Consider the following 12392-nt stretch of genomic DNA (forward strand, 5'->3'; position numbering starts at 1 on the left):
CCCGGAAGACGTCAGGTGTGGCGCAACAGACAGTGCGAGCAGTGCCCTGCGTGGATGACGGCGCCGCCGTGGGGTGTTCGGTACAGCGGGACGCCCGCCTTTGCCGGTGGCGTTCCGCGACCGCGTTCCCTCCCTAGGAGACCCACACGTGACTGTTCACGCCTCCGCCACCCGAGCCGCCCGGACGCTCTCCCGTCCCTTCGCCCTCGGCGGCCTCACCGTGCCGAACCGGATCGCCATGGCGCCGATGACCCGCGAGTTCTCGCCGGGTGGTGTACCGGGCGCCGATGTCGCGGACTACTACGCGCGCCGTGCCGCCGGCGGCGTCGGCCTGATCATCACGGAGGGGACCTACGTGCGGCACCCCGCCGCCGGAACCAGCGACGCCGTCCCCCGTTTCCACGGCGAGGACGCGCTCGACGGCTGGAGCCGGGTGGTGGCGGCCGTGCATGCGGCGGGCGGGACGGTCATGCCGCAGCTGTGGCACGTCGGCATGGCCCGTCAGGCGGGCGCGCCGCCGTTCCCCGACGCCCCGCCGTCCGGCCCGTCCGGCATCGCGCTCGACGGCACCGGGTCCGGGCGTGCCATGACCCAGCAGGACCTCGACGACGTCATCGCGGCGTTCGCCGAGGCGGCGGCCACCGCCGAGCGGCTGGGCTTCGACGGGGTCGAACTGCACGGCGCGCACGGCTACTTGATCGACCAGTTCCTGTGGTCGGGCACCAACCGGCGGACCGACGGCTACGGCGGCAGCCCCGCCGCCCGTACGCGCTTCGCCGCCGAGATCGTGGCGGCCTGCCGGGAGGCGGTCGCTCCGGACTTCCCGGTGCTCTTCCGGATGTCCCAGTGGAAGATGCACCACTACCGGGCCCGCCTGGCCGAGAGCGCGGAGGAACTCGAAGCGGTCGTGGCGCCGCTGACGGACGCCGGTGTCACCGCGTTCCACTGTTCGACGCGCCGTTACTGGCTGCCCGAATTCGAGGGCTCGGACCTCAATCTCGCCGGATGGGTCAAGAAGCTCACCGGCCGGCCGACCCTCACGGTGGGCTCGGTCGGCCTCGACAACGAGTTCCTCGCCACGTTCAAGGGCGGACAGGCCGGTGTCACCGGCATCGACGGCCTGCTGGACCGCCTGGAGCGGGACGAGTTCGACCTCGTCGCCATCGGGCGGGCGCTGCTCGGTGACCCGGAGTGGGCCGCCAAGATCTTCGAGGGCCGTACCGACGCACTTGTGCCGTTCGACGCCTCGATGCTGCGGACGCTGAACTGACGCTCGGCGAAAGCGGATTGCCGGACGCGCGACACCGGGGCGCGGCATGCAGGAGAGGGCCGCGCCCCGGTGGCCCACGGGACGAACCGGTACGAGCGGACCGTCCGGTGCCCGGCGGGCGGTGCTCAGCCCGCGTTCAGCTGGGCGGTCGCGGCGTCCACGGTCTGGGTGAGCAGGGTGGCGATGGTCATCGGGCCGACGCCGCCGGGGACCGGGGTGATCAGCGCGGCGCGGGTACGTGCCGCATCGAAGTCCACGTCCCCGACATGGCCCGGGTTGGACCCGGCGTCGACGACCACGGCCCCGGGTTTGATGTGCGCACCGCCCAGGAACCGGGGCCGGCCGACGGCGGCGATCAGGACATCGGCCTCCCTGGTGACCGACGCCAGACCGGTGGTCCGGGAGTGGCAGTAGGTGACGGTGGCGTTGCGGCCGAGCAGCAGCATTCCGACCGGCTTGCCGAGGATCGCGCTGCGGCCGACCACGACGGCGTGCTTGCCCGCCAGGTCGACGTCGTAGTGATCCAGCAGCCGGAGGATGCCGCCGGGCGTGCAGGAGGCGAAGCCGTCCAGGCCGAAGCTCATCGCGGCGAAGGAGTGGCCGGTGACGCCGTCGACGTCCTTCTCGGGAGCGATCGCCTCGAACGCGGCGCGCTCGTCGATGTGCGGACCGGCCGGGTGCTGCAACAGGATGCCGTGCACCCCGGCGTCATCGGACAGCGCGGTGAGCGTGTCGACCAGCTCCGCGGTCGTCGTGGCCGCGGGCAGCGCGACGTGCCGGGAGACGATGCCGGCCTTCGCGCAGCGGTTGCGCTTCATCCGGACATACGTCACCGAGGCGGGGTCGTCGCCCACGAGTACGGTCGCCAGACACGGGGCCGTGCCGGTCCGTTCGGTGAGGTCGGCCGCGCGCCGGGCGGCCTGTTCGACGATGCCGCGGGCGAGTGCGCTGCCGTCCATGAGGCGGGCGTCCTGGGCCATGGGCTGCTCCTGAGCGTCGTGGGAGATCGCCCAGGCGCGCGGCACGGACCGTGGAGGGCCGGGCCGCTCCCCGGTGGTGCTCCACCCAAGCGCCAGTCACGGCCCGCCGCCCACTGTAATCGACCGCGACTGCGCGGCCCAGGGGTGGTCACCCGCCGCCCCCGCCCTGGTTCGGTGCGGAGAGCGGTGGTTGGGGCGCGGTGCCGGCCTGCCACTGGCTGAGGATGCCGTCCCAGTCGTGCTGGGCGGCGGTGATGGCATTGGCGTCCCACAGGGGCTGGGCGGGCGGCTGGTACTGGGGAGGCTCGTCGTGGCCCCGGTAGTCCTGATACTCCTGATACTCCTGCTGGTTGGGGTAGTTGTGGTACGGCTGCTGCCTCCAGGGTTCCTGCTCGTACGGCTCCCGTGGGGCCTGCTGCGGTCGCTCGCGCCAGGCCAGATGGGGTGTCTCCGACAGTGGCGTGGGCGGGACGTTGACGAGTCGGCGATGCCGTCCGGTGCGGTCCGAGGCGCGGGCGTGGACGGTGCGGCTCTCGGTGGCCAGTTGTTGGGCGCGGGAGACCAAGAGCCGGACGTCGAGACCGAGTTCATGGGCCAGGGCGGTGAGGTCGACGCCGTTGTGCCAGCTGCTCATCAGGACCGCGTCCAGGGCCGGGGCCCAGGCCGGTTCGGAGGGCTGGGGAGCGGCGGCCGGGGCCGTCGGCGAGGGGGGCGCGGCGGCGGACTGCGCGGCGGTCCCCTGCGCGGACTGCGGCGCGGCGGGCTGCGGTACGGCGGGCTGCTCCTCCGGGGCCTGCTGCGCGGGCTGTTGCTGAGCGGGGGGCTGCTGAGCGGGGGGCTGCTCGGCCCTGGGCTGGGCGAGCAGGCTCTTGGCGACCGCGCGGGCGTCCTCCTTGCCCACCGTGCGCCGGGCCAGCCGCACTTCGCGTTCGTCCAGGCCGAGCAGGTCCGCCACCACCGCGTCGCTGCCCACGGTCACGGCGAAGGCGGCCAGGGTGCGCGAACGGCGGGCCTCGGCCTCGTCGAGGAGTCCCTGTGTATGGCGCACCTCGTCATCGCTGCTGCAAAACGCCTGTGCGAGTACCGCGTGGCGCTCCCACAACTCCCTCGGTTCCATGACTGCGACAACGTTCCTTCGTCCGGATTGGACTGCTTCCCGGCCATAGATCACTGCATGAGGTGATATTCGAGGGAGATCCGTCCCTGTCTGCCGGGCGGACGTGGGGCCCGCTGCGAAAATACGCAGTGACCCCAGCGTCGAAGAATCGTTTCTACGGCCATGAGCGTCCCCTCTTCCGGCACCGTCGCAGGTCACGGACAGACGTCCCTCCCCCGCCCCGGGCAGATGCCGCGGTGGATCACCGCGGACGTCATCAGGCAGACACCGGTGTTCGCCGGTCTGGTGAAGCAGTGGACCGAGCGCGCCGCCACGGTGCCCGGCGTCGCCGATCCCGAGTGGCAGCGGCTGGTCTCCTACCGTGCGCTGATGGAGGAGACCGAAATCGCCCTCACGGCTCTGCGGCCGCACCGTGCGCCCGACGTGCTGCCGCCGCGGAAGCCCGTCGTCCCGGCGGCCCGCCCGGCCCGGCTCGACGCCTGAAGGGGGCCGCGGCGGCCGCCCGCACCGGCGGCGCGAGCGGCACCCCGGCCGGAGTACCGTTGAGTTGTCGAGGATTTCCCGCTGTCCGGCGGCTGCGCCGACAGCGGCTTTGACCAGCGACGGAGCCCGAGTGAGCGCGAGGGATGACACGGACTTCGGCCCGATCGGGGTGATCGGGCGGGTGACCGTCGCCATCCCGAGCGACGGCCCGGGTGAGGTGCTGCTGCCGGTTCGCGGCGGCACCGAGGCCTTCGCCGCCTGGTCCCGCGAGCCCATCGCCCGGCACACGCAGGTCATCGTGGTGGACCACACCTCGGCGCGGTCGGTGATCGTCGCGCCGCTGCCCGCGTGACCGGCGGACCCGCAGACCGTGGCCGGTCGCGGGCGCACTCCGTTGTCCCGCGGCCGTCCCCGCAGCCGGCCGAGGCCGGTCGGAACGGACCAGGAGCCTTCCGATGTTGTTCTGGCATGTTCCCGCGCCGAACGAGGCGCTGTTGATCTCCGGCTCGAAACGCCGGGCCGAGGACGCCCAATTCCGTATCGTCACCGGCCATGGCTGCTGGGTCATGCCCGTCAAGCAGAAGGCGAGCGTGCTGTCGCTGTCGCTGCGGGAGGCCGAGATCTCCGAGGACTGCGTCACCCAGCAGGGCATCCGGCTCGGCGTCCGGGCGGTCGCCGTCTTCAAGGTCGGGGACGACCAGACGTCCATCGCCAACGCCGCCCGCCGGTTCCTGTCCGAGCAGGCCACCATGGAGGAGCTGGTGGGCCGGATCTTCGCCGGTCATCTGCGCTCGATCGTCGGCGGACTGACCGTCGAGCAGATCATCCGGGAGCGGGACCGGGTCGCCCAGGAGGTCAAGGACGGCAGCCACTCCGAGATGGAGAAGCTCGGCATCGTCGTCGACGCCCTGCAGATCCAGGAGATCGCCGACACCTCCGGCTACATCACCAATCTCGCCGCACCGCACGCCGCCGCGGTGGCCAGCACGGCCCGGATCGCGCAGGCCAAGGCCGACCAGGAGGCGACCGAACGCGAGCAGCAGGCGGCGGCGTTGAAGGCCGAGTACGAGCGGGACACCGCCATCAAACGGGCCGGGTTCCTCGCCGAGACCGAGCAGTACAACGCCCGCGCTGCGCAGGCCGGCCCGCTCTCCCAGGCCAGGGCCTCACAGGAGGTCATCGAGGAGCAGACCGCGCTGGCCCAGCGGCAGGCCTCGCTCGCCGCCCAGCGGCTGGAGGCCGAGGTACGCCGCCCCGCGGACGCCGAGGCCTACCGGGTGCGCACCCTCGCGGAGGCGCGGCGGGACCAGGTCCGGTACGAGGCGGACGCCCGCGCGTACACCGAACGGACCGTCGCCCAGGCGCGCGCCGATGCCAACACGGCCCTCGCGGGCTCCCTGCGGGACGGCAACCAGGAACTGATCGCCGCCAACCGCACCGTGGAGAACCTCCCCGCCCTCGCCGAGTCCGCGGCGGAGGGCCTCTCCGGCACCCGGCTGACCGTCCTCAACGGCGCCGACGGCGTGAACGAGATCGTCTCCGGCATCGTCGGCCAGGGGCTGGCCATTCTCGACAGCCTGAAGAAGGGAACGACCACCTCGCCGGGCGCCGCTGCCCCGCCGGCCGACGGCACCGGGCCGCTGCCCCGGAAGGTGACGCAGCTGAAGCAGGACGGGGCGGGGGCCGGGGGGTAGGACGCGTCCACAGGCGAACGCCCGGCCGGCCCGCACCGGCCCCCGGACACACGAAGATGCCCGGCGGCCCCTGCGGGCCTCGGTCAGGGGGTGGCCGCCGGCCCGGGGCCGGCGGCGGTCACTTGGCGGGTTCCGCGGACGCGGCGCGCCGGCGGGTCAGAACGAGGTGGGCGATGACGCCGAAGAGCAGACCCCAGAAGGCCGAGCCGATGCCGAAGAGGGTGAGCCCGGAGGCGGTGGCGAGGAAGGTGATCAGGGCCGCCTCGCGGTCCTTCTCCTCCTTCACCGCGCCGGTCAGCCCCCCGGCCAGCGCTCCGAGCAGGGCGACGCCGGCGACCGCCGCCACCAGCTCCTTGGGCAGGCCCGCGAAGAGCACCACCAGAGTGGAGCCGAAGGCCCCGATGAGGAGGTAGAACGCGCCGCAGGAGACACCGGCGACATAGCGCCGCCGCGGGTCGCGGTGCGCCTCGGGGCCGGTGCAGATGGCGGCGGTGATCGCGGCGAGGTTGATGGCGTGCGAGCCGAACGGGGCCAGGGCCGTGGACACCAGGCCCGTGGAGCCGATGAGGAGGCGGTCCTTGGGCTGGTAGCCGGAGGCGGTGAGCACGGCCATGCCCGGTGCGTTCTGCGAGGCGAGCGTCGCCAGGATCATCGGCACCGCGATGCCGATGAGGGAGGCGACCGAGAACTCCGGGGTCGTCAGCACCGGCTTGGCCAGCTCGATCCGGTCCAGATGGATGTCCAGCTTCGAGCTGACCGCACTGGCCGCGACGCCCGCCGCCAGGGCGACCAGGACCGCGTACCGGGGCAGCCACCGCTTCGCCAGGAGGTAGGCGAGCAGCACGGAACCGGCGATGAGCGGGGCGGTCTTGAGTGAGGTGAACACCCCGGTGCCGAAGGAGAAGAGGATGCCGGCGAGCATCGCGGAGACCACGGCGGTGGGCACCTGCCGCATCAGCCAGCCGAACACTCCGGTCAGCCCGACCAAGGTGATCACCAGACCGGTGACGATGAACGCGCCGATGGCCTCCGGGTAGGAGTACGCCCCCAGGCTGGTGACCAGCAGGGCCGCGCCCGGTGTCGACCATGCGGTGATCACCGGCATCTTGGTGCGCAGGCTCAGCCCGATACAGGTGAGCCCGCTGCCGATGGAGATGGCCCAGACCCAGGAACTGGTCTGGGCGGTGTTCAGATGCCCGGCGGACGCCGCCGCGAGCACGATGACGAGCGGTCCCGAGTAGGACACGACGACGGCGACGAAGCCCGCCAGCACCGCGGACAGCGAGGCGTCGCGGAACAGGCCGGGCCGGGTGCCGGGCTGCGCCGGCGGGGACCCGTCCGCCGCGCCCGCCGGCTCCGGTGAGGCGGAGTCCGGCGGTGCGGCATCGGGGTGGGGGGTGGGTGTCTTGGAACTCAACGGTCTTCCTTCACGGCCTTTTCCAGGGCCTGTTCGAGGTCGGCGACAAGGTCTGCGGGGCTCTCCAGACCTATGGACAGCCGCAGCATGTCCTTCGGCGAAGTACTACCCGGCCCTTCGAAGGTGTAGCGGTGTTCGATCAGACTCTCCACACCGCCCAACGACGTGGCACGGATGAAGAGTTCGCAGTGGTTCGCGGTCCGCAGGGACTGCTGCCACTCGCCGTCGACGTGCAGGGAGAGCATGCCGCTGAAGCCCCCCGTCATCTGCCGCGCGGCGACGGCGTGCCCGGGGTCGGAGGCGAGCCCCGGGTAGGCCACCCGCCGGATGCGGGGGTGCTCGGCGAAGTGCTCGGCCACCGCCATCGCGGTCTCCGAGATCTGCCGCATACGGGGGAAGAGCGTCCGTATGCCCCGCATCAGGAGGTAGGTCTCCATGGGGCCGAGTATCGGGCCGGTGAGCCGTCGGTGCAGCCGCAGCCGCTCCCAGATCGCGTCCCGGCCCTCGCTGGTCCCGGACGCCTTGACGAGGAGTCCGGCCACGACATCGGTGTGGCCGTTGAGGTACTTGGTGCCCGAATGCATGATCAGGTCCGCACCGAGGGCGAACGGCCGGGAGTGCACCGGAGTGGGGACGGTGTTGTCGACGCCGAACAGGGCACCGGCCCGGTGCGCGATCTCGCCGACGGCGGCGATATCGGTCACCGTCCAGGTGGGGTTGGCCGGGGACTCCGCCCACACCAGCGCGGTCGGCGCGGCGCTCACCGCGGCCGCCACCGCGTCCAGGTCGTTCATGGGCGCCTGGACGACCTCCAGGCCGCGCTGCGGGCCGAACTCCAGCAGCCACTTGGTGAGTCCGAAGTACATGGTCTGCGGGACCACCACCCGGGCACCGGCCGGCAGCACCTGGAAGACGGCGGTGGCGGCGGCCATGCCGGACGAGAAGACCAGGGCGTCCGAGCCGCCTTCGAGGCCCGCCACCACCTGCTCGACCTGCTCGTACCCCGGGGTGCCCTGGTCGCGCAGATACGCCAGGCCGGCCGGCGCGCGGTACTGGTCGTCGCGTGCGAAGGTCGCGCCCAGGCTGACCGGGGGCGGTACGGCGCCGGTGGTCGGGCAGCGCCAGCCGTCGCCCTGCGCGGCGCGCGTCTCGGGCCGGTACTCCTGCGTCCAGGGGGTGAAGGTCTCGCTGTTGTTCATCGCTTCCTCGTAATCAGTGACGGCAGAGCGGTGCTCAGGGCAAGTTCCGCGTCCAGCAGCGCACGGGAGGGCGCGCCGGGTGAGGGCACATAGTGGTTGTAGTAGCTGGACCCCTCGGTGTGCGGTCCGAGGAAGAACAGCCGGGGCTGCGGGGTGCCCGTACGGTCGATCCCCTGGCCCTGCCGGGTGACGTCCAGCCCGTGCACCGCTACGCCGCGGTGCGCGAGGGTGCGGACGCGGCCGGCGGCGACGAGGGTGCCGAGCAGCGTCCCGGGCGCCCGGTCCGCCGCGGGCTCGGCCACATGCGCCTGTACGACGTGGTCGACCTCCATCCGCAACGGCTCGGCCAGGCAGGTGGATTCCAGCCGCCAGGGTCCCTGTCCGGCGGGGGCGACGATCTTCGGCTGCGGCCCGGGGCCGAGCCGGACGACCCCCGCGTCGATCAGGGAGAGCAGCTCCGCCGACCGGTCCAGCTGCGGGCCGATCACCAGGCGGTTCACCGCCGAGGTGAACTCCCCGAAGAAGGCGGCCAGCGACACGTCGTCGACGCCGGGCGGATCGATGACCGCGCGCAGTACGTCACGGTGGTCGCGCAGCACCTCCAGGGCTTCCTTGAGCGGGCTGGCCCCGAGGCCCGCGCGCGCCTCGGTCAGGTCGTCGGCGACCTCGGTGGTGAACCAGTCCTCGTAGGCCGCGTACTCCGCCCACTTCCGGTCGGAGAGGCTCGCGGCGAGGATGCCGGGCACCGGGCTGGGGCCGAACCGGGCGCGCAGCTCGTCGAGCAGGGCCGCGTGGCCGGTCCGGGCGCAGCGCCCGGCCATCTCCGGCCCCGCGTCCGTGGCGTCGTCCAACTCCCGGCCCAGCAGGACGCGGTAGTAGGCGAGTTCCATCTCGGCCTCGATGAGCGGCAGCACATCGGAGGCGAAGTCGAGCCGCCGGTCCGGCCGTTGTGCGCGGAGTGCGTCGAGGCGCTCCGTGGTCAGCGCCAGCGGGGCGCAGCGCATCCGTCCCGGGTGGAGACGCGGGCGGCTGCGGGAGGGCATACCGGAGCGGTTGGTGAGCACGATCAACGGCTCCCGCCCGCTGGGCCGATAGCTCATGCCCTGCACGCCGGTGGTGTGCCGGCCGCCGCGTCCGAGGGTCAGTGTGGCGATGACGTCCATGGCCGTCAGCCCCATGCCGAGGACGGCCACCCGCTCGCCCGCTCCGATGCCGTCGAGCGCCTCGGGCAGCGGATAGGGGCGGGTGACGAGCCGGGGGTCGGGAGCGGGTTCGGCCGGACGGTAGAGGGAGTGGTGGCCGACGGTGACGAACACCGCGTCGGCGTCGATCCGGGTGCCGTCGGCGAGGACGACCGTCTCGGTGCCCGACTCACCGGGGCGGATGTCGACGGCCGTCGTGGGGTGCTGGCGCAGTGTGACGCTGTCGGGTGCCGCGTCGGCGATCTCTCCCGCGGCCCAGGTGAGGTATTCGCTCAGCAGCCGGCGCGGCAGGAAGTCGTTGGGCCGGATCTCCCGTCCCTGGCCGGCCCGCACGGTGTAGCCGTCGTCCGCCAGCCGCAGGTCCTGGCGCCGGCACCATTCATGCAGCGAGGGGCCGGATATCGGTACGGGGCCGTCCACCATCTGTGCGTCGGCGAACGCCGAGAGCTGTGCGCAGACGGTGTTGAGCAGCAGATGGTCGGGCTGGCCGGGCAGATGGAAGCCGGGACCGAAGGGCTGCGGGTCGATGAGGTGGACGGTCACCGGCACGGGCTGCGCCGGACAGTGCGCGACCAGCCGCTCGAAGACGCCCAGCCCCCGCGATCCGGCGCCGACGATCGCGACGGAGAGGGGTCTGTGCTTCACCACCGGCGCGTCTCCCCGAAGAAGTTGGGCACCTCGATGGTGTTGCCGTCCTTGCGTGCCTCACCGAGGACGAACGCCCCCACGGCGAGGTCCAGCACGCCCAGCCCGAACGGCGAGAAGATCACCGGACGGTCCGCGGAGAGCGTCACCTCCCCGTTGAGCACTCCGGCGAGGGTTCCGGTCACGAACTCGCGGGAGCCGGACAGCTGCTCGGCCAGGTGCGGCGAGGTCTGCGCCTTGAGGCAGTGCTCGACGTCGTCGAAGATGTTGTCCGCGCCGAGGACCACCTCGGCGGTGAGGTCGCGCAGCGAGATGTTGAGCACGAGCTGGCCGGGCTTGAACGGCGTGCTGACGTAGGGCGCGAGAGCGGTCGTGGCGAACACCACGGTGTCGGCCCGGAGCGCGTCGTCGAGGTCGGCGGTGAAGGTCGCCGGACGGTCCTGTGTGGAGCGCACATGGTCGGCCAGGGCCTGTCCGGAGGCCTCGTCGAGGTCATGGACGAGGTAGGCGTCCGGGGCGCAGCCCGCGACGTGCAGGTAGTCGCAGATGTTGCGGGCGATGACGCCGCCGCCCACAACGGCGATACGGGTGCCCGCGTAGCCGTCGGGGCGGAGCGCGGTCGCGGCGACGGCCGCGGAGGCGGCGGTGCGGGCCGCGCTGATGTTGGCGGCTTCGAGGCAGGCGATCGGGTACCCGGTCTCGTAGTCGTTCAGGAGCAGGACGGCCGAGGCGCGCGGGGCCCCGCGGCGGGTGTTGCCGGGGAAGCTCGCGATCCACTTGATGCCGGCGAGCTGGACATCGGCGCCCAGGAAGGCCGGCAGCGCGATGATCCGGGAATCCGGCTTCTCCGGGAAGCGCAGAAAGTAGCTGTCCGGGTTGACGGAGTCCCCGGCCTCATGCGCCCGATAGGCGCTGCTGACTATGCCGAGTACGTCTTCCCGCTTGCCGTGCAGAACGTGACGGACCGTTTCCCCGGCCACGATCTCAAAATTGAACATCTATCATTCCCCCCACTCAGGCCGGTGCCTGAGATATTTTCTTTGCGACGAGCTCGGGCCAGCGTTCCGCCACCCATACGTCGTTGTAGACGGTTTCCAGATAGCGGTCCCCGAAGTCGGGTGAAAGCGCCACCACGACGCTCCCGTCCGGGATCTCCTTTGCGGCGTCCTGCACGGCGCTCAGCACCGTGCCGGACGAACCCCCCAGCAGCAGGCCGCGTTCCTCGGCCAGCGTCCGGCACATCTCGACGGCGGCCGACTCGGAAATGAGCACGACGTCATCGATATGCGTGGTGTCCAGAATTTCCGGCCGCCTGCTCGTCCCCAGGCCGGGAATGTGGCGACGGGCGGCGGGCCCGCCGAAGGTCACGGAGCCCTCGGCGTCCACCGCGATGATCCGGGTGGCCGGGCTGTGGCGGCGCAGGTATTCCGCACAGCCCATCAGGGTGCCCGTGGTTCCGGCCCCGATGAAGGCGTAGTCGATGTGGCCGATCTCCTTGAGGAGCGCCCGCCCGGTGCGGTCCCGGTGGGCCTGCGGCCCGGCCGGGTTGGCGTACTGGTTCAGCCAGAACAGGTCGGGCTCACGGCGCAGCCGCTCGCCGATGTAGTCGATGCGCGACTGCAGATAGCCGCCGTGCACGTCCCGGACGTCGATGACCACCACGTCGGCGCCGAGGACCTCCATCAGACGCCGCGACTGAACGGTGGAGTTGGGGTCCGTGACACAGGTGAGCCGGTACCCCTTGGCCGCGCACACCATCGCCAGGGCGACGCCGAGGTTTCCCGACGTCGACTCGATCAGCCGGGTGCGCGGGAAGCAGCGCCCGGACTCCTCGGCCGCCGCGACCAGCGCGACGGCAGTTTTGAGTTTTACCGATCCGGCAGGATTGAGGCCTTCCAGTTTGAGGAAGACTGAACTGCCGGGAACTAATTGGTCAAGCCGAATGAAGAGATCATCCAGCACGAGATCATAAACTTCTTCCGCTATCACCAGAGTCCAAACCGTTGAAAATGGGCAGCGCAAAGCAAGTGCGCTCGCCGAAGCGAGGAGCCCACGGGCTTGTTGGTCGGCGCACGGGTCAGGCGCGCTCCGCAGAAGGGACTCTTCCCCCGTCCCCCGATGCCGCAAATCCCCCATTCGCGATGTGACAGAACAATCGTGCCATCACGCAAGGCCGATGACAACGATTATATGGCCACCAAAAACGTTGAACCATGAAATGCGCCCCAGGATCCCGCCCCGGGGCAACTCTCCTGACATTGCGTTATACCTGGTGACGACGCCGGACGAAATGATTCCGCGCCGGAATAAACAATTCCGCGACACCGGCGGCGCCGGGCGTGTCCGGCCGGACGTGCGGCGGGCCCGGGGTCCGTGACCCCGGGC

At 71.6% G+C, this 12392-nt stretch carries 11 protein-coding genes and 1 riboswitch; of the genes, 4 read left to right on the forward strand and 7 right to left on the reverse strand.

Annotation, left to right across the window (positions count from 1 at the left end):
* The first annotated feature begins 148 nt into the window (after nt 1-148).
* Complete coding sequence (locus ACFW5B_RS11485; RefSeq protein ID WP_386436841.1) at nt 149-1270, forward strand: NADH:flavin oxidoreductase; 1122 nt, start codon at nt 149-151, stop codon at nt 1268-1270.
* Between the two features lie 125 nt (nt 1271-1395).
* Here the strand turns inward: ACFW5B_RS11485 and ACFW5B_RS11490 are convergent, their stop codons facing one another.
* On the reverse strand, nt 1396-2250 hold the full coding sequence (locus tag ACFW5B_RS11490; RefSeq protein ID WP_386436844.1) for a bifunctional 5,10-methylenetetrahydrofolate dehydrogenase/5,10-methenyltetrahydrofolate cyclohydrolase: 855 nt from the start codon (nt 2248-2250) through the stop codon (nt 1396-1398).
* Between the two features lie 21 nt (nt 2251-2271).
* Nucleotides 2272-2360: riboswitch (ZMP/ZTP riboswitch) on the reverse strand.
* Nucleotides 2361-2398: 38 nt separating this feature from the next.
* The gene (locus tag ACFW5B_RS11495; protein ID WP_386436846.1) at nt 2399-3367 is read right to left on the reverse strand and encodes a hypothetical protein; all 969 of its coding nucleotides are present in this window, start codon (nt 3365-3367) and stop codon (nt 2399-2401) included.
* Nucleotides 3368-3529: 162 nt separating this feature from the next.
* Here ACFW5B_RS11495 and ACFW5B_RS11500 point away from each other — a divergent pair, with 162 nt between their 5' ends.
* The 3 genes from ACFW5B_RS11500 to ACFW5B_RS11510 all read left to right on the forward strand — a co-directional run bounded on the left by ACFW5B_RS11500 (nt 3530) and on the right by ACFW5B_RS11510 (nt 5544).
* On the forward strand, nt 3530-3850 hold the full coding sequence (locus ACFW5B_RS11500; RefSeq protein ID WP_386436849.1) for a hypothetical protein: 321 nt from the start codon (nt 3530-3532) through the stop codon (nt 3848-3850).
* 130 nt (nt 3851-3980) lie between these two features.
* Nucleotides 3981-4202: a hypothetical protein gene (locus ACFW5B_RS11505; RefSeq protein ID WP_386436852.1), complete on the forward strand. Its 222-nt coding sequence runs from the start codon at nt 3981-3983 to the stop codon at nt 4200-4202.
* A gap of 103 nt (nt 4203-4305) precedes the next feature.
* Nucleotides 4306-5544, forward strand: a complete 1239-nt coding sequence (locus tag ACFW5B_RS11510) for an SPFH domain-containing protein (protein ID WP_386436855.1) — start codon at nt 4306-4308, stop codon at nt 5542-5544.
* Nucleotides 5545-5662: 118 nt separating this feature from the next.
* On the opposite strand, the gene ACFW5B_RS11515 is transcribed toward ACFW5B_RS11510, so the two are convergent.
* From ACFW5B_RS11515 to sbnA, 5 genes are read right to left on the reverse strand one after another with little or no spacing between them, the layout of a single operon-like run.
* On the reverse strand, nt 5663-6961 hold the full coding sequence (locus tag ACFW5B_RS11515; RefSeq protein WP_386436858.1) for a benzoate/H(+) symporter BenE family transporter: 1299 nt from the start codon (nt 6959-6961) through the stop codon (nt 5663-5665).
* Nucleotides 6958-8160 carry a trans-sulfuration enzyme family protein gene (locus tag ACFW5B_RS11520; RefSeq protein ID WP_386436861.1) on the reverse strand — a complete coding sequence of 401 codons (1203 nt, stop codon included), beginning with the start codon at nt 8158-8160 and terminating at the stop codon, nt 6958-6960. Before ACFW5B_RS11520 ends, ACFW5B_RS11515 begins: the two co-directional genes overlap by 4 nt.
* Nucleotides 8157-10007: an FAD/NAD(P)-binding protein gene (locus ACFW5B_RS11525; protein ID WP_386436863.1), complete on the reverse strand. Its 1851-nt coding sequence runs from the start codon at nt 10005-10007 to the stop codon at nt 8157-8159. Before ACFW5B_RS11525 ends, ACFW5B_RS11520 begins: the two co-directional genes overlap by 4 nt.
* Nucleotides 10004-11005 carry a 2,3-diaminopropionate biosynthesis protein SbnB gene (sbnB, locus tag ACFW5B_RS11530; protein ID WP_386436865.1) on the reverse strand — a complete coding sequence of 334 codons (1002 nt, stop codon included), beginning with the start codon at nt 11003-11005 and terminating at the stop codon, nt 10004-10006. The genes ACFW5B_RS11525 and sbnB overlap by 4 nt, the downstream gene beginning before the upstream one ends.
* Before the next feature lie 16 nt (nt 11006-11021).
* On the reverse strand, nt 11022-11969 hold the full coding sequence (sbnA, locus tag ACFW5B_RS11535; RefSeq protein WP_386436867.1) for a 2,3-diaminopropionate biosynthesis protein SbnA: 948 nt from the start codon (nt 11967-11969) through the stop codon (nt 11022-11024).
* Nucleotides 11970-12392 lie beyond the last annotated feature (423 nt).

The organism is Streptomyces sp. NPDC058773 (assembly GCF_042746015.1).
Taxonomy (GTDB): Bacteria; Actinomycetota; Actinomycetes; order Streptomycetales; family Streptomycetaceae; genus Streptomyces.